The following is a 21804-nucleotide window of genomic DNA, read 5'->3' on the forward strand; positions in this document are numbered from 1 at the left end:
CCCGGACATGTCAGAGGGGCCCTGCCGCACCGCGGCAGGGCCCCTTCGAACGCCTGTCGCACAGCGCTGAGTTGCCGGTCCTGCTCGGTCCCGGAACCGGCGTGATCCAGATCACGGACCGCGAGTGCAGCGTGCGCCGCGGGCCAGTGCGTTTCCCAAGGTGTAGGCAACCAGGGAAAGCGGGGAAGTGCGGATGGAGCAGGCTCGGGCCGGTGAGTTCGACGCGTTCGTCGCGGCTCGCTGGTCGGCGTTGATCCACCTCGCCCGGCTCCTCGTCGGCGGCGACCGCCACCGGGCCGAGGACCTCGTGCAGGAGTCCCTGGTCAAGCTGTGGTTCGTGTGGCCCAAGGTCGCCGACGAGGCGCCGGAGCCCTACGTCCGCAAGATCATGGTGCGTGCGGCGGCACGCTCGGGCCGGCGGCGCTGGTGGGGGGAACGCCCCGTCGAGCAGCTGCCCGAGACAGCGATGGCCGGGGACGTCTCCGCGGACGTGGCGGAGCGGTCCCGGCTGGAGGCCGCGCTGAACCAACTACCCCCGAAACAGCGGGTGGCGGTGGTGCTGCGCTACTACCAGGACCTCCCGGAGGGGCAGGTGGCGGAGGTGCTCGGCTGCCCGGTCGGGACGGCCCGGTCCCATGCCTCCCGGGGGGTGGCGCGGTTGCGCCGACTCCTGGCCGACGTCATCGAGCCGGTCCAGTGAAGGAGGGCCCCATGGATCACTTCGAGCGGGAACTGGCCCGGATGATGCTGGGCGCGGACGAGCCGGCGCCCTTCGAGCCCAAGCACTGGGAGCGTCTGCGAGCCGGGGTGCGGCACCGCCGCCGCGTCCGGGCCGCCCGCAGGGCCGCCGGCTCGGTGCTGGCCGTCGCCGGCCTGTGCCTCGGGCTGTTCCTGCTGCCCGAGGGACCCACCCAGGTGGAACCGGCGGACCACGCCCCGCTCCCCACCCTCACCACGACACCGTGGACGTCCGCGCCGCCCGGGACGCCCGACAGCTCTCCTAGCCTCCCGTCCTCCTCGGCCACGACCAGCTCTCCCGGCCGCGGGGACCTCAACGGCGTGACCTCGGCTCCGGCCACCGCGCCGGTCACGACGGGGAGCACAGCCGGCGCGACCTCCTCCTCGACCTCGCCGCCGCCCGCCTCACGCTCGACGTCGCCGCCGCCCACGGGCACGGCGACCTGGAACAGCGAGTCACCGTCGATCTCGACCTCGCTCGTCACGCCGTAACCCTCTAACACGCCCCCGTTCGCCCCGAGTGTCTTCAGCATGCCCTGACAAAGTGCACAAAAGAGGATCAACAATGAAAAAAGCCGGGCCACTTCCCGTGCGGGAGCACAGTCGTCTTCCGCACCGCACACCGGTGCCGACACACCACCCGGAGCCGGTCCTGGACGTGGTCGTCCCGGTCTTCAACGAAGAGGTGGACCTGGAACCGAGCGTGCGGCGGCTCCACACGCATCTGCGCGAGACCTTCCCCTACCCGTTCCGGATCACCGTCGCCGACAACGCCAGCACCGACCGGACCCCGCAGGCGGCAGCCCGGCTGGCGGAAGAGTTCCCCGAGGTCGCATGGCTGCGGCTGACCGAGAAGGGCCGCGGCCGGGCGCTCAGCCACGCGTGGTCGCTCTCGTCGGCCCCCGTCCTCGCGTACATGGACGTGGATCTCTCCACCGATCTGACCGCGCTGCTGCCGCTGGTGGCCCCGCTGATCTCCGGGCACTCCGACATCGCCATCGGGACCCGCCTGGCTCCGGGCTCCCGGGTGGTGCGCGGCCCGAAGAGGGAGATCACCTCCCGCTGCTACAACGCCCTGCTGCGCTCCACCCTGGCCGTGGGCTTTTCCGACGCGCAGTGCGGATTCAAGGCCGTGCGCCGTGACGTGGCCGAACGGCTGCTGCCCCTGGTCCAGGACTCCGGGTGGTTCTTCGACACCGAACTGCTGGTCATCGCCGAGCGGGCGGGGCTGCGCATCCACGAGGTGCCGGTCGACTGGGTGGACGACCCGGACAGCCGGGTCGACCTCCTGGCCACCGCGCTGGCCGATCTGCGCGGCATCGTCAGGATCGGCGCAGCGCTCGGTCGGGGTGCGTTCCGGCCGGCCGCCGTACTGGGGCGCGGCGCTGCCGAGGTGAGCGACGGGCCGCTGCGCCAACTCGTACGCTTCAGCGCCGTAGGAGCCGTCAGCACCCTCGCGAATGTGCTGCTGTACGCGGCACTGCGTCCACTGACCGGACCGCAGACCGCGAACGCGCTGGCGCTGCTGGTCTGCGCCGTCGCCAACACGGCCGCCAACAGGCGCCTCACCTTCGGGCTGAGCGGTCGCGGCCACACCCTGCGCCACCAGGGCAGGGGGCTGGTGGTCTTCCTGATCGCCCTGGCCCTCACCTCCGGATCCCTTGCCGCTCTGCACCACGAGGTGCCCAGGGCCGCACACCACACCGAAGTCCTCGTCCTCCTCGCCGCCAACCTGGCCGCGACACTGCTGCGCTTCCTGCTGTTCCGGATGTGGGTCTTCCGCGCATGAACAGGACCATCACCCCTACGACCGCCCCCCGCACGTGGACCTGGAACGCGAGACTCTCGCAGCCACTTGTCCCCGAACAGCCCCACACCTGCGGCCGTTGGCGCCGACTGCGGCGCACGGCCGCGGACCACGGTCCTGTTCTGCTCATGTACGGCACGCTGAAGCTGATCGGCTTCGGTGCCTTCATGTACCTGTTGCACTCCACCGGCGACTACCGCAGGAAGAACCCGCGCTACGGCGGAGGCGCCCACGCCTGGGACGTCCTGGCCAGCTGGGACGGCTGGTGGTACCAGCAGATCGCCGAGCACGGGTATCACCCCGCACTCGTGCCCCTTCCTGGTGCCACGGGCCTGATCACCCTCGAAGGGAACTCGGCGGCGTTCTTCCCGCTCTACCCGGCCCTGATGCGGTTGGTCTCGGAGCTGACAGGCCTCGGTCCGTACGGCGCGGGCCTGCTGGTCTCCGTTGTGGCTTCCTTCGCGGCCGCGCTCGGGATCCACGCCGTGACCGCGCGGTTCGGTGGCCGGCGGACCGGGCTGGCCGCGGCCGGTCTCTGGGCCGTCTGGCCCGGTTCCGGCGTGGAGTGGGCGGTCTACTCCGACTCCCTCTACGTCGCCCTGGCCGTGTGGGCCTGCCACGCCGTCATGAGCCGCCGATGGCTCACCGCCGGTCTGCTGACCTGTGCCGCCGGGCTCAACCGGCCCACCGCCGCGGCGCTGATCGCCGCGGTCGCCGTCGCCGCGCTGCTCGCGCTCCACCGCCGCGAGGACGGCATCCGGCGGCCGCTCGCGGCGATGGTCCTCGCGCCGCTGGGCCTGCTCGCCCACCTCGGCTGGGTCGGCCACCGGATGGGGGACTACGCCGGCTACTTCCGGCTCCAGTCAGGGGCCTGGGCACACGAATGGGACTTCGGCCGGCAGACCCTGGACGTCCTCACCTCGGTCCCGGTGGGCCGCTCCGACTACCTCTCCCCGTGGCCCTTCGCGGACATGATCGGCGTCGGCGTCGTCCTGCTGGCGCTCTGCCTGCTCCCGCTCCTGTTCAGGATCCGTCCCCCGGCCGTCCTGACGCTCCACACCGTCCTCACCCTCGTCCTCGTCCTGGGCAGCCAACAGATCTTCGGCAACGTCTCGCGCTATCTGCTGCCGCTCTTCCCCTTGTTCATCCCACCGGCCCTCGCCCTGCGCCGCCTCGGCCCGGGGTACCAGTTCATGCTGCTCGGCATGGCGGCCCTGGCCTCCGGGTCGTACGCGGGCTACGCCCTGTTCGAGCTGGGAGTGCCGTGACCAGGCCCGGGGCGGCCTGCCTCCCGGCCGGGCGGGGCGACTCGTCGGGTGGGAAACCAGGTCGACAGCGCAGCCCGGATGACGCAGGGTTCACCCATGTCCGGTACCCCCTTGCAGCTGTTGCCGGTGGGCTATTTCAGCCGACCGGCAACCACCGCCGATGTCCCGGCAGTTCAGCGACTGGTGACCGCGTGCGAGGTCGGGCTTCATGGTCGTGCCACCACCGGCGCCGACCACGTCGCAGCTGACCTCGTCGCGCCTGCCCCGGAGGCGTCCGATGCGGTGCTCGTGCACGACTCGGGTGGGGAACTGGCCGGCTGGGGCTGGGTCAAGGGCCGGCGGGCAACGGTCCACGTGCATCCGGGTCACACGGAGCGAGGTCTCGGTGGCCTCCTGCTGGCCTGGACGGAGGAGCGGGCCCGGCGACTGGGCGGTGATCGCCTTGCCCAGACGGTCACCGACCACGACCGGGCGGCGACCGCTCTCCTGAGATCCCGTGGATATTCACGGCTCGTCACGGAGTGGCTCCTGGAGATCGCGACGCCCGGCGAACCGCATGTGCCCGAGCCCCCGGCGGGCATCACGGTCCGAGCCTTCCGAGCCGGTGACGAACAGAGCGCGTACCGGCTCACCGAGGACGCGTTCGACGAGTGGCAGCAGCGGCGCAAGAGCTACGCGGAGTGGGCCCGGCACACCGTCGAGCGGACGACCTTCGCCCCCGCGGCGTCGACGGTCGCCCTCGCGGGCGAGCAGATGGTCGGCGCGGTGCTGTCCCTGGACGTCCCGGGCGACGACGAAGGGTACGTGGAGCGGGTCGCGGTCCGGCGAGACCTGCGCAACCGAGGGATAGCGCGTGTGCTCCTGCAGGAGTCCTTCCGCGCCTTCTACCGGCAGGGGAAGCGAGGCTGCACGCTGTGGACGCACTCGGACACCGGGGCGCTGTCGCTGTACGAGCGCATGGGCATGACCGTCCGACGTACGTCCACGGTCTACAGCAAGGCGCTCACGACAGGGTGACCGAAGTCGGCAGGTCGTGACGGCCGGCTCCGGAAGCCCGTCGTGGGTCGATCACGCGCGCCGAGGCGCGCGCCCCTGCCCTCGCTCGCGCCGCTGTCCCCGCTCGCGCTCCTGTCCCCGCGCCGACCGTCACGCTCCCACCGACGAGCCCCCACCGACCTCCGCCTCCCACCGCAGCAGATCCCCCGGCTGACACTCCAGCACCTCGCAGAGCGCGGCGAGTGTCGTGAACCGCACCGCCTTGGCGCGACCGTTCTTGAGGACCGCGAGGTTGGCGGGCGTGATCCCGACCCGCTCCGCGAGCTCACCCACGGACATCTTCCGCTTGGCCAGCATCACATCGATGTCGACGGTGATCGGCATCAGATCACCTCGTCCAACTCGGCCTGCATCTGAGCCGCTTCGACCTCTCGCGCCACGGCCTGCGCCAGCAGGGTCCGCAGCACGAGCACGATGAGCGCGACCCCCAGGATGGCGAGGCCGATCCCGGCCATGATGACGCTGACACCCGGGTCCTCCCGCTGGCCCGGCGCGTTGACGGCGGTGACCGCGAACCACAGGAGGGAGGCCGCGGTGATCGCACCGATGATGCCGTCCACGTACCGGAAGGCGGCGGGGGAGAACACGGTCCCGCGGCGCACCATCGTCACCAGGCGCCATACGCAGACTCCGGTGACCTGGACCGAGACCATGCCCAGGATGGTGATCAGGCGCAGCGGTGTCAGCGGCAGGGACCCGTCCTCCGGGTCGGTGGCCAGGGTCCACACCATCAACACCTGGATCAGAGCGGTGCCGATGAGCACCACGACGAGCACGGCGCGAAGCGCACGCACGGTCAGTTTTCCCATGCCTCAACCTTCCATCGAATTGCGATGGAAATCTATCGAAAATCGATAGGTGAAGCAAGGGGGTCGGTGCCCTCGGCGCGGGGGCGCACTCTCGGCGCAGACGTGCCGGAGGCGCTCGGCCACAGTCCTCGAGCGATGACCGGCTCACCCGGCCGCGCTCTGCCGCGGCGGAGCCGTCGAGTTGCGGACCACCAGATGCGTCCCCACCTCCATGTGCTCCATGAGCAGCTTCTGCCCCTCGATGAGTGACAGCAGCGCCCGCGCCGCCTTCTGCCCCATGTCGTGCAGCGGTTGGCGCACGGTCGTCAGACCGGGGAAACTCTGCGCCGCCTGCGGGAGGTCGTCGAACCCGACGACCGAGAACTCCGTCGGCACGTCCAGTCCGCTCGCCCGCGCCGCGTCGATGGCGCCCAGTGCCATCAGGTCCGCGCCCGCCACGATCGCCGTGGGTCGGTACTCGGAGATCAGCTGCGTCGCCGTACGGAATCCACTGGCGTACGAGAAGTCGCACGACGCGACCATGTGCTCGTTCACCTTCAGCCCGGCCAGGCGCATCGCGTCCTCGAAGCCCTGGAAGCGGACGGACGTGCTCTCGAGGTCCTCCTCGCCGCGGAGGTAGGCGATCCGGGAGTGGCCCAGGTCGATCAGGTGCTGGGTGCCCTGACGCATGCCGTGGTAGTTGTCGACGCTCAGGCGGGGGAGCGGTACGTCCAGGCGCCGGGGGTCGATGATGACGCACGGCAGGTTCTGGCGGCGCAGCAGCCTGACCGTCTCGTCCTCCAGGACCGGCGCGATCATCAGGATGCCGTCGACCAGTCCGCGCCCCAGGAACTCGACCCGGTCCTTCTCCCGTACCGCGTCGTGGTAGGAGGCGTTGACCAGCAACTCCTGCTCGGCGTCGGCGAGTTCGTCGGCGACCCCGCGCAGGATCTCCAGGCCGTACTGGCTCGTGAGGTCGAGGGCGATGAGGCCGATGAGTCCGCTGCGGCCGCCCTTCAGGTTGCGGGCGGAGACATTGGGCCGGTAGCCGAGACGGCCCGCGACCTCCATGACGCGGCGGCGGGTCTCCTCCGAGGCCCCCGGCTTGCCGTTCATGACGTTGGACACGGTCATCGCGGAGACGCCGGCTTCCTCGGCCACCTGCGCGATGGTCACCCGCCCTGTCACTCCCACTCCTTCTGTCCGTCGAGCACGTGAGCGCGCCAGACCCCTGGCCGCGTCGGCTCACTCAATCACGAGCCACTGGAAACTTCCACGAAACTGTAACGATAAGGCAGGTGTCGCCCCACTGGAAGCCCTGTGAAAAGGGCAGGGTGGCATCACGAGCCGTGCCCAGTGGGCACGGAAAGTTACATATAGATGTCGCCTAAGTTTTGCGTTACAGTTCCCGGCCAGTGGCGCTGAACGTTCGCCGCAACTCGGGTCCACCGACCCCTTTTTCGTCGTATCGGCGCTGTACCCACCCGGATCCAGCCCGACCGAATCCATCCCTCAAGACATGACGAGTCGGTCCGCACCGACGATGGGAGAGGTGTGCAATGAAGCATTCCGGGAGACGTGTCGCGATCGCCACCACGGTCGCCGCGATGGCGATGTCGCTGGCCGCGTGCGGCGGCGGATCGAGCGGTGCCTCCAGTGACGGCACGGTGACCCTGCACGTCCAGGCGTGGAAGGGCGGCGGCGCGGAGCCGGCCAACGTCGCTGAGATCAACAAGGCCTTCGAGAAGGCCCACCCGAAGATCAAGATCGACTTCGAGTACATCACCGCGAACGACACGTACGTCCAGAAGCTCCAGCCGGAACTCCTCGGTGACAAGGCCGGCGACGTGATCATGGTCGACACGGACAAGATGAAGAAGTGGGGCGCCTCCGGCTACCTCGCCGACCTCTCCAAGGAGTCCTGGGCAGGCGACATAGCCCCCGACGCCAAGCCCTTCGCCCAGTCCGACGGCAAGACGCTCGCCATGCCGATGGAGCTGATCGGCATCGGCATGTACGCCAACATGGACCTCCTCAAGAAGGCGGGCATCGCCGAGGTCCCCGCCGACTGGCCGACCTTCCTCGCCGACCTCGCCAAGCTCAAGAAGGCAGGCATCAACCCCATCTCCCTGCCCGACAAGTCGGCTTGGACCGGAAGCTCGGTCTTCCAGGCGAGCGGCTCGACCCTCGTCTACCAGAAGAACAAGCAGTGGGACGCCGACTTCCTGGGTGGCAAGGTCTCCTTCGCCCCGGACTGGCAGGGACCGCTCGACCAGCTGAAGACCCTGGAGGACAAGGGGTACGTCAACTGGAAGAAGGAACTCGGCGTCGACGAGTGGTCGCAGGGCCCGCAGGACTTCAGCGCAGGAAAGAGCGCCTTCTGGTACCAGGGGGCCTGGCAGGTCTCCAACGTCAAGAAGGCCGGATTCCCCGTCCGGTTCGCACCCTGGCCGGGCGGCGCCGCGGGCACCAAGCCGAACGGCATGCTCTTCGCCGGCACCATGTGGGCCGTCAACTCCCAGTCCCAGCAGGGTGACGCGGCACGCGAGTACGTGAAGTTCTGGTCCCAGAGCGAGAACCTCGCCAAGTACCTCGACGCCGAGCACGCCGAATCGCCGTTCACCGGCGGGACCACGCCCGAGAGCACCGAGACCACGGTGTTCACCACCGCCTTCAAGGACGGCCGTTACCGGATCCTGCCGTCCGACTCCTGGTACGGGGCCACCGCCGAGACCGAGATCGGCTCGAAGATCCAGGCCTATCTGCTGGGCAAGGAGTCCACCGCGCAGACCCTCAAGGACATCCAGACCGCGGCGTCCGCGAAGTAAGTCACCACCGGATCAGCCGTGGTGGGGCGGGGCCGGCGGCTCCTGACCGACCCCCTCCGACCCCCGCCCCCGCCACGGCCGTTCGGGCCAGAGGAGGACTCCCGTGATCCACCGCCGGCGCGCCACCATGGCCGCCTTCCTGCTTCCGGCGATCACCGTGTACGCCGTCTTCATGCTCTATCCGCTGGGCCGCGGGATCTACCTGAGCATGACCGACAGCCTCGGCGGACCGATCGCCCACTTCGTCGGCACCGAGCAGTACCGGGCGATGGCCGACGACCCGGACGTCACCGCCGCTCTGTGGCACACCATCCTGTACGCGGCCGTCGTCGTGATCGCCCAGAACGGCCTCGGCCTGCTCTTCGCGAGCATGCTCTTCCGCCGGCCGAAGGTCCGCAAGGCGCTCAGCGTCACCCTGCTGACGCCGACCCTCGTCTCCCCGGTGATGGCCGCGTTCATCTGGTCGTACCTGTTCGCGCCCGACGGCGGTATCAACGCCCTCCTCGGGCTGCTCGGCCTCGACTCGCTGGAGCACGTCTGGCTCGGCGACACCTCCACCGCTCTCTACGCGGTGGCCGCCGTCAACATCTGGATGTTCGCGGGCTACTCCTGCGCCATCTTCCTGGCCGGCTACCTGAGCCTGCCCACCGAACTCCTCGACGCCGCCGCGGTCGACGGTGCGAACGGCTGGCGCCGCTTCCGCTCCATCGAGTGGCCCATGCTGGCGCCCGCGCTCACCGTCAACGTGACCCTCAGCCTCATCGGCTCCCTGAAGGTCTTCGAGTTCCCGCTGGTGCTCACCAACGGCGGCCCGGCCGGCTCCACCGAGACCCTGACCACCCTCGTCTACCGGAACGTCTTCGGCGGCGGGAAGTTCGCACTCGGCATCGCCATCTCCGTACTGCTCCTGGTGACCGTGGTCGTCCTGTCCAGCGCCACCTCCTCTCTGCTGCGCCTGCGCGAGCGCCGAATCTGACGGACGGACACGACCATGACCTCGCACACCCTTTCCCCCGAGACCGCAACCCCGCCCACCACGGCCCGGCCGTCCTCCGCCCCCTCCTCCACCCCCTCCGGGAACACCATGCGCCGAGCCTTGAAGAGCCTCGGCACCGTGCTCCTGTGCCTCGGCGTGCTGGTGTTCGTCCTGCCGTTCGTGTTCACCGTGCTCACCTCCCTGCGCACCGCGGCCGACGTCGCACGGTCCCCGCTCGGCATCCCGCACACCTTCACCCTGAAGAACTTCTCGGACGCCTTCTCGCAGATCCACTACGGCCGCAGCGCCCTGAACACCCTGCTCATCACCGGCCTGTCGTGTCTGAGCATCACCGTGCTCGGATCCCTCGCGAGCTACCCGCTGGCCCGTATCTCGCAGGGCTGGTCCACCTGGGTCTACCGGCTGTTCATCGTGGGCACCTCGGTACCGGTCTTCGTCGTCGTGGCACCGTTGTACCTGCTGATGCGGGACCTGAACCTGCTGGACAACTACGCCGGCGTCGTCGTGGTCTACACGGCGATGTTCCTGCCGGTCGCGGTCTTCTTCTACACCAGCTTCATCCGCTCCATCCCCACGGACCTGGAGGAGGCCGCCGCCCTGGACGGCTGCGGGGCGCTGCGCACCTTCTTCACCATCATCCTGCCGCTGCTGCGCCCCATCACCAGCACCCTGCTGACCTTCGTCTCGCTCCAGGTGTGGAACGACCTGATCGTCCCGCTGGTGTTCCTCCAGGACCCGGACAAGCGCACGGTCATGGTGAACGCCTACTCGTTCATCGACCCGCACACCGTGCAGCCGACGACCCTCTTCCCGGCCGCGCTGCTCGGCGTCCTGCCGCTCTTCCTGATCTTCGTCTTCCTCCAGCGTCATGTGGTCGCCGGCCTGTCCGCCGGCGCGGTCAAGTCCTGATCCGGGCCCACCGGTCGACGGTCGCGGCCGTAACCCACGCGTCAGCTCCGCGCACCGCTCCATCCGGCGAGGCGGTCGGTTGACGCCGTCGTACCGCGAGGGGCCTCCCACAACGTCGTGGGCCCTGGCGGCGTGGTCCTGAGCGCCGCCGCTCCCCGCGCCTTCGCCCTTCATCCAGCCGTACGGCCATGGCGCCCTGCCCTGCTGCCACCGCCGCCCCGCCCCTGCTCTGCTGCCCCTGCCCTGCTGCCGTCCACCCGGCCACGCCCCGCCGTCAGCCCTCCCGTTCCGCCCTCCGTCCCGCCCTCCGGAAGGACCCCCCACCGATGTACGTGGTCTCCTACTTCACCGACGCCGACGAGGCGCTCCACCTGGCCTACAGTCACGACGGCGAGGAGTTCGCCACGGTGAACGGCGGTCGGCCGGTCCTACGGGGCACGGTCGGCACCGGCCGGCTGCGGGACCCCTTCATCGGCGTCGGCCCCGACGGTCTGTTCCACCTGCTCGCCACCGACGGCTGGACCAGCCCGTACGTCGTCCACGCCACCTCGGCCGACCTGCTCACGTGGTCCGAACAGCGACTGGTGCCCGTGATGGCCCGGGTGCAGGGTGCTCTCAACGCCTGGGCCCCGGAGTTCTTCCTGGACCGCGCGAGCGGGCTGTACCACCTCATCTGGTCGTCCGTGGTCGAGCCGGGCGGCACCGCCGAGGGGCGGGACTTCGAACACCTCACCCAGGACCACCGCATCTGGCACTGCACCACCGAGGACTTCCGTACGTTCTCCGCGCCCGGCGTCTTCTTCGACCCCGGCCACTCGGTCATCGACGCCACGGTCCGCGAGCTGGACGGCGGCGGTTTCCTCATGGCCTTCAAGGACGAGCGCGGGGTCAACGACATCGCCACCGCGCACAAGGACATCCACCTCACGACGTTCGGGGCCCCCGGCGGCCCGTACACGACACCGAACGGACCGGTGACCCCCTCGCTGGCCGAGGGACCGTCACTGTTCCGCCGGAACGGCGACTGGATCATGATCTTCGACCACTTCCTCGAGGGAAGATACGGGGCGACCCGCAGCCCGGACGGCATGACCTGGGAGCCGCTCTCCCTGGCTCTGCCGGACGGCATGCGACACGCCTCGGTCCTGGAGACGTCGGCCTCCGTCCTGGAGACATCCGCCCTGGAGGCGCTCGCCGCGCACTAGCCTCCGGCGCCGCCGCGCGGCGGCCATGGATCCCGGGCGCTCCGCCGCTTGAGCCGCACGCGCCCGGCGCAGGAAGCCCCGTGTCCCGATCCGCGGCACGGAGGACTCGATCACCCAGTAAGGAGCGTCGCAATGAAGCGTCGCAGAACGGCGCGTCCGGCCCGCCGGGCATCCCGCGTTCTGGCCCTCCTCGCCGTGCTGGCGGGAGCACTCCTGGTCCCCGCCCACGCCGCACTGGCGGCCGGCACCACCTACTACGTGAACTGCTCGGCCGCCACCGACGGCAGCGGCACCCAGGCCAGCCCCTGGAACACCGTCAGCACCGTCAACGCCACCACGTTCGGCGCGGGCGACAGCATCCTGTTCGCCGCCGGCACCACCTGCACCGGGCAACTCACGCCCGGTGGCTCCGGCGCCTCGGGCAGCCCGATCACGGTCGGCTCCTACGGCAGCGGCGCCAAGCCCGTCATCAACGCGAACGGCGCCACCGGCCCCGTCATCCACCTGCTCAACCAGCAGTACTGGGAGATAGGCGGCCTGGAACTGGTCAACTCGGCCACCTCGCCCGCCTATCGCTCCGGTGTGCTGGCCGAGAACAGCTCGGGCGGGATCCTGCACCACATCCGGGTGCACGACATGTACATCCACAACATCAGCGGCTGGCCGGGCGGCTGGTACGCGACCAACGCCGGCGTGGGCGTCCAGACCGACCACACCACGGCCGTCTCCACCTGGGACGACGTGGTGGTCGAGAACAACACCTTCGACCACGTCGACCGCATCGCCGTCGCCGTCACCCCGGACGGCGACGGCCAGGGCACCGGCCTGACCACCGGCACCGTCATCCGCGGCAACACGATGACCTACGACGGCGCGGACGACATCCTCGTCGTGAAGAACGACGGCGCCCTCATCGACGGCAACAAGGCGGGCTACGGCGGCGCGAAGAACACCTGCCCGCCCTCGGGCCAGTACTGCAACGGCGCCTCGGCCGGCATCTGGATGTCCGGCAGCTCCAACACCGTGGTCCAGAACAACGAGGTCTACTGCCACGTCAACGGCGCCGACGGCACCGGCTACGACGTGGACTGGGGCAACCACAACACCACGTTCCAGTACAACTACAGCCACCAGAACCTCGGCGGCTTCATGCTGGTCATGCCGCCGATCAGCGTCTCCAACGAGCCGACCTCGACCGTTCCCAGCGACGGCACGGTGATCCGCTACAACATCAGCGAGAACGACGGCTCCAACGCGGGCTGCCCCACCTCGGGCACCGCGACCCACGGCACCGGCGTCTTCCACTTCGTCGGCGGCGTCCCCAACCAGAGCGGCAGTTCGGTCGCGGTCCCGCTCATCTACAACAACAGCATCTACGTCAACAAGAGCGGCCTGAACACCCCGATCCTGTACTCACGGGCGGGCTCCAGCATCTCCGGCGCGCTCTCCTTCAAGAACAACGCGGTCTTCAACTACGGCACCGGCGGCTACTTCTCCACCACCGGTTCGTCCGTCTACTCCAACAACCTCTTCTACGGCAACCACCCGTCGTCGGAGCCCACGGACTCGGCGAAGGTCACCGCCGACCCGCAGTTCCGCAACCCCGGCAACACGAACGGCTCCTCGTCCTACACCGGCACGAACGCCTACCAGGTGCACCCGTCCTCGCCGGTGACCCGGGCCGGTGCGGTCGTCTCCGCCAACGGCGGCAAGGACGCCTTCGGCAACACGGTCTCCGCCACGGCCGCCCCCAACATCGGCGCCTACAACGGCACCGGCGGCAACCTGCTCTCCAACGCGGGCTTCGAGACGGGTGCGTTGAGCCCCTGGACCCAGGCCAGCGGTACGACCTCGTCGGTCACCTCGTCCGGCGCCCGCACCGGCACCTACGCGCTGACCACCGCGGCGAGCGGCAGCGGCGCCAACCAGGCGCTGACCGGCCTGAGCCCCAACACCACCTATCTGCTGACGGGTTGGGCCAAGGTGGCCACCGCGGGGGAGACCCTGGCGATCGGCGTGAAGGACTACGGCGGCACGGAGACCTACACCAACATCGCCACGACGTCGTACACCCAGGCGGCGGTTCTGTTCACCACCGGCTCGTCGAGCACCTCGGCGACCATCTACTGCTGGAAGAACTCCGGTGGCAGCGGGGCGGGTTACTGCGACGACCTCGCGGTGGAGCCGCTGACCTCGGCGACCAACGCGGTCACCAACCCCGGTTTCGAGACCGGCGCGCTGACTCCCTGGGCGCAGAGCACCAGTACGGCGTCCAGTGTGACCGCGTCCAACGCCCGCACCGGCACCTACGCCCTCCAGACGGCGGCCAGTGCGAGCGGGGCCATCCAGACGGTGAGCGGTCTGACGTCCGGCAACACGTACCTGCTCGCGGCGTGGGCCAAGGTGGCCACGGCCGGTGAGGAGGTCGCGGTCGGCGTGAAGAGCTTCGGCGGTACGGAGACATATCTCCGCACCTCGGCTTCGTCCTACGCCCAGCAGCCGATCTTCTTCACGACGGGCGCCACGACGACCTCCGCCGGCGTGTACTGCTACAAGAACACAGGCTCGGCCGCGGGCTACTGCGACGACTACTCGCTGATCCGGCTCCCCTGATCGATCACCGAACCGCAAGGGAGGAACACCGCGTGACGACGGCGGGCCGGGACATCCTGGCCCGCCGTCGGGCGATCGGCGCGTCGCGGTGTCGTGCGCAACGGCGACGTCACCAATAGTGTCGTCGGCCGGCAACGGCGTGACCTGCAGATCCCATGATCCACAATGCGGCGCCGATCACGAGAAGAATGATCCCGATGGTCCACAGGATCGAGACGCCGGTAAGGAAACCGACTATCAGAAGGATTACACCAAGGGCGATCATCACGACCTCCTGTAGCGGGTACTGCTCTTGGTGTTCGAATACCCGCGAATCCGCGATGGAGGCCCCCGCAATTTCCGGTCCGCACGCCAGTCCGGTCTGCGGTGCTTCGGGGACGGGAGGGGAAATGTCAGCGAGAGTCCAGTGGTGTCGTGAGTCGTTGCAGCAGATCCAGCAAGGTCGCCCGTTCGGCGACGGGCAAGGCGGAGAAGCAGTCGGCCAGCACCTCGTCGGCGACCTTGTGGCCGGCCGCCAGGACATGCTCGCCGTCGGCCGTGAGGTGGTGCTCGATGCGGCGGCCGTGTCCCGGCCGGCGCTCCACGAGCCCCTGGGCCGTGAGCCGGCCGGCAAGCGTCCCGAAGGCCTGCTCCGTCTGGAACGTGGCCGCGGCCAGTTCGCGGGCGGATGCTCCAGGGGAACGACTGATCGCGCGCAGGGCATCCCACTGGGCGAGGGTCGTACCGACCGCGGAGAGGGCGCTGTCCAGCGCCCGGTGCTGTCGGTACTGGGCCTGCTTGACCGCCCTGCCAAGTTCTTGCAGCTCACCGTGCATGCGCCAAGTCTACGCCATGACCAAGCTAGCTTATATAAAGATGTTTAGTTAGAGTGGCGGACATGCCTACAGACGCATCCACCACGTACGCCGATCTGTCCCTCACCATGTCCGAGACCGGGGTCGGCAGACCCGTCCTCGTCCTCCACGGTGGCGGAGGTCCCGCCACCGTCACGGGTCTCGCCCAGCACCTCTCCCGCACCGCACACACGATCACCCCCGTGCACCCCGGCTGGGACGGCACCCCGCGCCCCGCCTGGCTCACCGGCATCGACGACCTCGCTCGCGTCTACCTGCGCACCCTGCGCGAGCGGGAGCTGCGCGACGTCCTCGTCGTGGGCTCGTCCCTCGGCGGCTGGATCGCCGCCGAAATGGCCGCGCACGACAGCGCGGGAACTATCTCCGGGCTCGTCCTGATCGACGCCGTGGGCGTCGAGGTCGATGCGGAGCCGATCGTCGACTTCTTCGCCCTCGACGCCCGCGGCATCGCGGAGCACTCCTGGCACGACTCGGACCGTTACTACCTGGACCCGGCCGACCTCGCGAGCGAAGAACTCGCCCGCAGGCAAAGCAACATGGCCACCATGCGCGCCCTGGCCGGCGACCCCTACATGCACGACCCCGGGCTGCTGCCCCGACTCAGCCGTATCCAGGTGCCCACCCTCCTGCTCTGGGGCGAGAGCGACCGCATCGTCACCCCCGCCTACGGCGCGGCGTACGCCGAAGCCTTCGCCGACGGCCGACTGGAGATCATCCCCGAGGCCGGCCACCTCCCGCACATCGAACAACCGGACGCCGCCTACGCCCTGATCGAGGCACACCTGGACCGGACGACATGACGGCAAAGGACGAGACGGCACAGGGCGAAACCCTGGTCGGAGGCATGGCCAACGCCGGCGCGGTGATCCGCCGCGGTGCCGTGGTGGAACGTCCCGCACCGGCCACCGCGCCCGCCCTCCACGGCCATCTCCTCGCACTCGCGGAGCACGGATTCGACGGAGCTCCGCGCCCGATCCGGCTCACCGCGGACGGCCGCGAGCAGTTGACCTTCATCCCCGGGGACGTGGCGCTGCCGCCGTTTCCCCGCTGGGCGATGACCGAGAGCGCCTTGCGATCGGTCGGAGCCCTGCTGCGACGCCTGCACGACACCAGCGAGCACGTCGCGGTCGACCCCGGCGTGGAGTGGCCCCGGGCAATGGCCGACCCCGAGGGAGGAACGATGCTGTGCCACAACGACGTGTGCCCGGAGAACGTCGTCTTCCGCGACGGCCAGGCCGTAGCCCTGATCGATTTCGACCTGGCGGCTCCCGGCCGAGCGGTGTGGGACCTCGCCATGGCCGCCCGCTACTGGGTTCCCATGCTCGATCCCACCTCCGCCGCAGTGCTGCATCCCGCTGACCTGGACGTCCCCGCGCGTCTGCGGATCCTTGCCGACGGCTACGGCCTTGCCCCGCAGCAGCGAGCCGAACTCCCCGGTGTCATCGAACAGGCCACCGCAACCTGCCGGACCTTCGTCGCCGACCGAGTGGCCGACGGCGACCCGGTGTTCATCCAGGCGCTGTCCGAGCGTGGCGGTTGGCGGCGTTGGGACCGCCTCCAGGCGTGGCTGGTGGCGCAGCGCGGGATGCTCACGGCCGCCCTGTCGCAGTGACAGGGCGTCGGGAAGCCGCTCAGAACAGGCCGTTGCCGTGCGGGAGTTCGGCCGGGATCGGGGCGATGACGTCCCAGTGCTCGACGATTCTGCCGTCGGCCACGCGGAAGAGGTCGTAGTAGGCGACGGGTACACCGAACTCGCCCTCGGACTGCGTCAGGACGAACTCCCCTTCGGCGATGACCTTGTGGACCTTCTTGTAGACGAGGTTCTTGCCCTGCTCGGCCCACCTGGCCGCCGCCGCGTCGAATCCATCGAGGCCGTCGGCCGCCTCGGTGTTGTGCTGGTGGTAGGTCTCGGTGGAGATGTAGTCGGTGAGCACCGAGTAGTCGGCGCCGACGAGGACCTTCTCGGCGAACTCCGCCACCAGGGCACGGTTGGCGTCGGTCCTGCCGGTGTCGGTGACCTCGGCGGGGCCGTCGGTCTGGGAGCGGCCCGAGACGGTGTCCTTGACCAGCGGGGTCAGGGCGTCCCAGTGCTCGGCCAGCTTGCCGGCGGCGTCGATGCGGAAGATGTCGAACCCGACGAGCGGGTCCGGGCCGAAGCCGTGGTAGGTGCCGTGCAGGGCGACCAGGTCGCCGTCGGCGATGACCCGGACGCCGTCGTAGCGGAAGTCCGCACCGAGACCGGCGACCAGCCCGCGCAGGGCTTCGGGTCCGTCGGCGGCGAGGGCGCTGTGCTGCCGGTAGTCCGCGGCCACCCAGCGGTCCACGGCGGAGGCATCCTTGTGGCCGAACAGCTCGGTGGCGGCCTGAAGGACGGTGTTCTTCACGTGGTTCATGAACTCTTCCCGGTTGGAGGTGGTGAGGTACGGGTTTTCAGCGGCCCGCGTCGCGCAGGACCCTGGCGAGGGGCGTGGCGGGGTGGCCGGTGAGGCGGGGGACGGCGTCGGCGACCCCGTCGAGTTCGCCGGACGCGATGGCCGTGTAGGTGGACACCCAGGCGTCCACCTGCCACGGGGGCGCGCCGTAGGAGGCACGGGAGGCGTAGGCCTCCTCGACCGTCTCTGGTCGGTAGGTGACCGTGCGCCCGAGCTGCTCGGACAGGATCGCGGCAGCGTCGTCCAGCGTCAGGGACTCGGGGCCGGTGAGGTCGTAGGTCGCGCCTGCATGGTCCTGCGGCCGGGACAGCACCGCGGCCGCCGCGTCGGCGATGTCGTCCTGGCTGACGAACGCCGCCCGTCCCTGCCCGGCCGGGCCCCGGATGACGCCGTCCGCGCCGACCAGGTCGGGGACGAACTCGGCGTAGAGGTTGTCCCGGAGGAAGGTGTGCGCCAGGCCGCCGGCGCGGATGTGCTGCTCGGTGTGGAAGTGGTCCCGGGCCAGGGTGAAGGTGGCGTCCGGGGCCGCGCCGTAGAAGGAGACGTACACCAGGTGCCGCACACCCGCCTCCGTGGCGGCGTTCACGAACGCCTTGTGCTGGGCGAGCCGGTCGCTGCTCTCGGAGGCGGAGACCATGAGGACGGTGTGGATGCCGGTCAGGGCCTCGCGTACGGCCTCACGGTCGGCGTAATCGCCTCGCACCGGCACCGCGCCGGGAAGCTGTGGAGCGCGCTGCGGGTTGCGGACCAGGAGTTTCTGCGGGACACCCCGTGCCGCCAGTCGCCGGGCGACACGCCCGCCGAGCCGACCGGTGGAACCGGTGACGGCGATCGTGGGGAGGTTTTCCATGGATGGCTCGGACATGACGTGCCTCTTCTTTCCGGATCTCGCCGGGGGAGATGTTCCTTTTCCGTCGCGGCACCTCCAACTTACGAATGGAGGAGCCCGGAATCCGGATAAAGTTCCGACTGATGATGGTCAAAAAGCGACACGATTTCTCGCGCGAGATCCCGGCGGTGCCGTTCGCGGCGCCCGCGGGCACTCCGGCCGGTGTCGAGGTCATGTCGCTGGCGGAGCTGCGGCGCCGCGTATGTGAGGACACCCTGGGCCGGCCCCAGCGCCCCGACTTCCATCACCTGCTCACGCTCAGTGCGGGCGAGCTGCGGCACGTCGTCGACTTCGACGGCTGCACCCTGCGGCCCGGCTCCTGGCTGTGGGTGCGCCCGGGGCAGGTGCAGCAGTGGGGCGACCTCACCAAGGCCGAGGGCACCCTGATCCTCTTCCGTCAGGACGTACTGGACCCGGCCACGGCGACCGCCGCCCGGGTCGACGATCCGTACGCACCGGCCGTCACCGTTCCCCTCGCTGCGGACGCCGAGGCGGTGATGCTGGCTGCGGAGCACCTGAGCCGGGAGTTTTGGGCCCTCGGTCAGCTGCCGCTCGACGTGCATGTGGTGGCCCTGCGCCACCTTCTCGCGGTTCTGCTGCTGCGGCTGTCCCACCTCACCACCCCGCCCGCCGGCCCCGCGCCGGAACCGGACGAGACCTACCTGCGCTTCCGTGACGCGGTCGAACGCCACTTCACCACCACCCGGCGGGTGGAGGACTACGCCGACATGCTCGGTTACTCGAGCCGCACCCTGGCCAGGGCGAGCCTGGCCGGAGCCGGGATCAGTGCGAAGGAGTTCATCGACCGCCGGGTCGTGCTGGAGGCGAAGCGACGGCTGGCCCACGGGGACGAAACCGCCGCCCAGATCTCGGACCACCTCGGCTTCGGCACGCCGTCGCAGTTCAGCAAGTACTTCACGCAGCGGACGGGCAGTTCCCCCATCGACTTCCGCAAGGGGATCCGGGGCCGGGCGGGAGACGAATCGCAGCCAACCGCACCGCGCATTCGCCGGTGACCCGCCCGGCCCCGCACACCCTGGGCTCCCCGTGCCGCTGGGGCTACCGCAGCATCCGGCGCTCCGCCCGGCGCGCCGCGGCGCGGACGTTGTCGCGGACGCCGTTGGGGAGGCGCCTCAGCACCTCGCGGACGCCGTGGCGCAGCCGGTGGTCGGCGGTGGTGCGCAGTACGACGCGGCGGGTGGTGCCGATCCGGCCGATGCCGCCGACGGTGAGCCGCAGCTGACCGCCGGGGCCGGCCCAGGTGGGGGAGACGAGGCGTGGTGGCGTGCCCACGGCGATGGCGCCCAGCGAGACGCGGGTGCGGCCCGGGGCTACGGCCAGCCGCGGACGGCGACCGACGCCCAGCAACTGCCCGCTGGCCCAGACCTGGTGGGCACCGCTCGCGAGGGGCCCGTTCCCGGCGAGGGTCAGCGGGTCGATGACCGTCTCACCGGCGACCACGACCCGGTGGCGGCCGCCACCGAGGGATTCCAGAGTCGGCGTCAACTCCCCGTCGGGGTACCACCAGTGGTTGCCGACGGTGTCGTGCACGATGAGCTCCCCGTACGCGTGCGAGAAGGGGTCGCGGACCTCCCAGTCCTCGGCTCCCGGGATGCCGTCGAGGAGTTCGGGGTCGAGCAGCATCCGTCCGGCGCGCTCAACGACGGTCAGCGGCTCGCCGTCGGCCTTGACCATGCCGAGCCGGGTCCGGATCACCAGCTTGCCGTTGCGCCAGCGCATGTCGTCCACGTCGACGTGCGCCTTGATCCGCTCGGTGCGGCGGGCGAGTTCGATCAGTGAGTCCAGCCGGTCCTGGACGAGCAGCTCCGCGCGTAACGCGCTGATCGCCGGGAGCCCCTCGCGCACCCCCGGCGGATAGCTGGTCATCGCCATCCGGCGGACGGTGGTGAAGTACTCCTCCAGATCCTTCCCGGTCCGCCGGAGCACCCGGGGCTCGCTCACCGGCCGGAGCAGCTCCACCCGGTACGAGCGGCGCAGCAGCCGGTCCTGGAGCTCGCCCGGCTCCGTCCCCTCCTTGATCGCCTCCACGACGTTGTCCAGATGGCCGTAGTAGTCGTCGGCGGTGATCCGACGGCTGCTGTTGTTGCCGCCGTCCTCACGCCGGTTCCAGCGGTAGCAGGGGTAGTCGCCGAGTATCGACACCGTTTTTGCCCGCACATAGGTGCGCGCCATGAACAACTGGTCCTCCAGCCTGACCCGCCCCTCCGGGAAGCGGATCGCGTGCTCGCGCAGGAAGTCCCGGCGGAACATCTTGTGCGGAGTCAGGCTCTCGAAGAGCGGCGCGTCGGCGGCGGTGCACCGCTCGACCGTCCGCTTGAACACATTGCTGGGCCCCTGCATCGTGCCGTGGACCTTCCCGAGCACGATGTCCGAACCATTGCGCTCGGCCAGGGCGTACATCCGCTCCAGCGCCTCGTACGACAACTCGTCGTCCTGGTCGACGAATTGGACGTACTTCCCCCTGGCCCGGTCGACGCCGACGTTCCGTGGCCTGCCGGGCCAGCCGGAGTTCTCCTGCTCGTAGACCCGGACGTGCGGATGCGTGTCGGCCAGCCGTCGAAGGCGTGCGGCCGAGTCGTCCGTGGACCCGTCATCGACGTACACGACCTCGTAAGCGTCCGCTCCGAGGCTCTGGTTGACGAGTGACGGCGCGCAACGCTCAACGTAGGGACCGGCGTTGTAGATCGGTACGACAACGCTCACCTTGATCAAGTTTTCCCCCAAACAACACCTGCGGTCTTTGCGTCAGACATGTGTTGTTGGGGAGAAGTTGTACGGTGTTTGACAGTTGTCTTACGGAACGATTCGGTCCGGTGTCCGCATGCCGAGCCACTGCTCGGCCTCCCACGCCTCGAACCGCTCCACCTCGGTGAACCCCAGCTTCGCCGCGAGGTGCATCGAACGGACGTTGGCGGACTGGGTGGTGAGCACCACCGGCTCGCCGGGGAGAACGCCGTCGAACCAGGCCAGTGCCGCCGCGCACGCCTCCGCGGCGTACCCGAATCCCCACGCCCGCGGCAGGAACAGGTAGCCGAGATCGGCCTTGCCCGCGGCGGCCGGCCGGCGGTGCCCGGTCGCTCTTCTGAGCAGGACGTGGCCGATCATCGTTCCGTCCAGCTCGACGACGAAACTGCCCGGCCACCGCTGCGGCACCGCAGGCGTCTCGCGCTCGAGTTCGGCACGCAGGCGGGGGCCGCCCAGGTAGGTGTGCACCTGCGCCGAGGTGAGCAACTCGATGAAGGTCGTACGGTCGCGTGCCTCGGGCTCGCGCAGCACGAGCCGCTCGGTCCTGATCGGCTCGGGCGGCCAGGTGACGTGTTCCAGAACATCCATCGGCGCACGCTAACAGAACGATCACCGACCCGTGGCAGGGGAGTTGACCCCGGCGCGGGCTCTGAC

Annotated in this window: 22 protein-coding genes; 13 read left to right on the forward strand and 9 right to left on the reverse strand. The window is 69.8% G+C overall.

Annotated features, from left to right (window positions below; translation table 11 throughout):
• Positions 1-193: 193 nt before the first annotated feature.
• The 5 genes from ACFULQ_RS06055 (at position 194) to ACFULQ_RS06075 (ending at position 4830) form a co-directional block, all read left to right on the forward strand.
• A complete protein-coding gene (locus ACFULQ_RS06055; protein ID WP_383538765.1) occupies positions 194-700 on the forward strand; it encodes a SigE family RNA polymerase sigma factor in 507 nt (168 codons plus the stop codon).
• Between the two features lie 11 nt (positions 701-711).
• Positions 712-1230: a hypothetical protein gene (locus tag ACFULQ_RS06060; RefSeq protein WP_383538767.1), complete on the forward strand. Its 519-nt coding sequence runs from the start codon at positions 712-714 to the stop codon at positions 1228-1230.
• A gap of 73 nt (positions 1231-1303) precedes the next feature.
• Positions 1304-2527 carry a glycosyltransferase gene (locus ACFULQ_RS06065; RefSeq protein WP_383538770.1) on the forward strand — a complete coding sequence of 408 codons (1224 nt, stop codon included), beginning with the start codon at positions 1304-1306 and terminating at the stop codon, positions 2525-2527.
• A 146-nt stretch (positions 2528-2673) separates the two neighbouring features.
• Positions 2674-3813 carry a hypothetical protein gene (locus tag ACFULQ_RS06070; RefSeq protein ID WP_383539093.1) on the forward strand — a complete coding sequence of 380 codons (1140 nt, stop codon included), beginning with the start codon at positions 2674-2676 and terminating at the stop codon, positions 3811-3813.
• Positions 3814-3909: 96 nt separating this feature from the next.
• Complete coding sequence (locus ACFULQ_RS06075) at positions 3910-4830, forward strand: GNAT family N-acetyltransferase (protein WP_383538772.1); 921 nt, start codon at positions 3910-3912, stop codon at positions 4828-4830.
• Between the two features lie 129 nt (positions 4831-4959).
• Here the strand turns inward: ACFULQ_RS06075 and ACFULQ_RS06080 are convergent, their stop codons facing one another.
• The 3 genes from ACFULQ_RS06080 to ACFULQ_RS06090 form a co-directional block, all read right to left on the reverse strand.
• The gene (locus ACFULQ_RS06080; protein WP_383538775.1) at positions 4960-5193 is read right to left on the reverse strand and encodes a helix-turn-helix domain-containing protein; all 234 of its coding nucleotides are present in this window, start codon (positions 5191-5193) and stop codon (positions 4960-4962) included.
• The gene (locus tag ACFULQ_RS06085) at positions 5193-5678 is read right to left on the reverse strand and encodes a DUF2975 domain-containing protein (RefSeq protein WP_383538777.1); all 486 of its coding nucleotides are present in this window, start codon (positions 5676-5678) and stop codon (positions 5193-5195) included. The genes ACFULQ_RS06080 and ACFULQ_RS06085 overlap by 1 nt, the downstream gene beginning before the upstream one ends.
• Before the next feature lie 144 nt (positions 5679-5822).
• On the reverse strand, positions 5823-6845 hold the full coding sequence (locus ACFULQ_RS06090; RefSeq protein WP_383538780.1) for a LacI family DNA-binding transcriptional regulator: 1023 nt from the start codon (positions 6843-6845) through the stop codon (positions 5823-5825).
• Between the two features lie 371 nt (positions 6846-7216).
• Between ACFULQ_RS06090 and ACFULQ_RS06095 the strand changes: the two genes are divergently transcribed.
• From ACFULQ_RS06095 to ACFULQ_RS06115, 5 genes are all read left to right on the forward strand, one after another.
• Positions 7217-8485: an ABC transporter substrate-binding protein gene (locus tag ACFULQ_RS06095; RefSeq protein ID WP_383538783.1), complete on the forward strand. Its 1269-nt coding sequence runs from the start codon at positions 7217-7219 to the stop codon at positions 8483-8485.
• Between the two features lie 103 nt (positions 8486-8588).
• The gene (locus ACFULQ_RS06100; protein WP_383538786.1) at positions 8589-9461 is read left to right on the forward strand and encodes a carbohydrate ABC transporter permease; all 873 of its coding nucleotides are present in this window, start codon (positions 8589-8591) and stop codon (positions 9459-9461) included.
• 15 nt (positions 9462-9476) lie between these two features.
• Positions 9477-10391, forward strand: a complete 915-nt coding sequence (locus ACFULQ_RS06105) for a carbohydrate ABC transporter permease (protein WP_383538788.1) — start codon at positions 9477-9479, stop codon at positions 10389-10391.
• 326 nt (positions 10392-10717) lie between these two features.
• Entirely contained in the window at positions 10718-11596 is an 879-nt protein-coding gene (locus ACFULQ_RS06110) for a glycoside hydrolase family 43 protein (RefSeq protein WP_383538789.1), read from the forward strand.
• A 132-nt stretch (positions 11597-11728) separates the two neighbouring features.
• The gene (locus ACFULQ_RS06115; protein WP_383538791.1) at positions 11729-14209 is read left to right on the forward strand and encodes a carbohydrate binding domain-containing protein; all 2481 of its coding nucleotides are present in this window, start codon (positions 11729-11731) and stop codon (positions 14207-14209) included.
• A 109-nt stretch (positions 14210-14318) separates the two neighbouring features.
• On the opposite strand, the gene ACFULQ_RS06120 is transcribed toward ACFULQ_RS06115, so the two are convergent.
• Entirely contained in the window at positions 14319-14474 is a 156-nt protein-coding gene (locus ACFULQ_RS06120) for a DUF6131 family protein (protein WP_234021688.1), read from the reverse strand.
• Between the two features lie 127 nt (positions 14475-14601).
• Positions 14602-15024, reverse strand: coding sequence for a MarR family winged helix-turn-helix transcriptional regulator (locus ACFULQ_RS06125; protein ID WP_383538794.1), 423 nt, complete (start codon positions 15022-15024; stop codon positions 14602-14604).
• A gap of 62 nt (positions 15025-15086) precedes the next feature.
• Here ACFULQ_RS06125 and ACFULQ_RS06130 point away from each other — a divergent pair, with 62 nt between their 5' ends.
• Positions 15087-15863: an alpha/beta fold hydrolase gene (locus ACFULQ_RS06130; RefSeq protein ID WP_383538796.1), complete on the forward strand. Its 777-nt coding sequence runs from the start codon at positions 15087-15089 to the stop codon at positions 15861-15863.
• Positions 15860-16675, forward strand: a complete 816-nt coding sequence (locus ACFULQ_RS06135; RefSeq protein ID WP_383538798.1) for a phosphotransferase — start codon at positions 15860-15862, stop codon at positions 16673-16675. Before ACFULQ_RS06130 ends, ACFULQ_RS06135 begins: the two co-directional genes overlap by 4 nt.
• Before the next feature lie 19 nt (positions 16676-16694).
• Here the strand turns inward: ACFULQ_RS06135 and ACFULQ_RS06140 are convergent, their stop codons facing one another.
• A complete protein-coding gene (locus ACFULQ_RS06140) occupies positions 16695-17456 on the reverse strand; it encodes a nuclear transport factor 2 family protein (protein WP_383538801.1) in 762 nt (253 codons plus the stop codon).
• A gap of 37 nt (positions 17457-17493) precedes the next feature.
• Positions 17494-18360 carry an SDR family oxidoreductase gene (locus tag ACFULQ_RS06145; RefSeq protein ID WP_383538804.1) on the reverse strand — a complete coding sequence of 289 codons (867 nt, stop codon included), beginning with the start codon at positions 18358-18360 and terminating at the stop codon, positions 17494-17496.
• 107 nt (positions 18361-18467) lie between these two features.
• Between ACFULQ_RS06145 and ACFULQ_RS06150 the strand changes: the two genes are divergently transcribed.
• Positions 18468-19400 carry a helix-turn-helix domain-containing protein gene (locus ACFULQ_RS06150; RefSeq protein WP_383538806.1) on the forward strand — a complete coding sequence of 311 codons (933 nt, stop codon included), beginning with the start codon at positions 18468-18470 and terminating at the stop codon, positions 19398-19400.
• A 43-nt stretch (positions 19401-19443) separates the two neighbouring features.
• On the opposite strand, the gene ACFULQ_RS06155 is transcribed toward ACFULQ_RS06150, so the two are convergent.
• Entirely contained in the window at positions 19444-21117 is a 1674-nt protein-coding gene (locus ACFULQ_RS06155) for a glycosyltransferase (RefSeq protein WP_383539096.1), read from the reverse strand.
• An 81-nt stretch (positions 21118-21198) separates the two neighbouring features.
• The gene (locus ACFULQ_RS06160; protein ID WP_383538808.1) at positions 21199-21738 is read right to left on the reverse strand and encodes a GNAT family N-acetyltransferase; all 540 of its coding nucleotides are present in this window, start codon (positions 21736-21738) and stop codon (positions 21199-21201) included.
• Positions 21739-21804: the final 66 nt, after the last annotated feature.

Source organism: Streptomyces sp. NPDC057253 (assembly GCF_042669125.1).
Classification (GTDB): domain Bacteria; phylum Actinomycetota; class Actinomycetes; order Streptomycetales; family Streptomycetaceae; genus Streptomyces.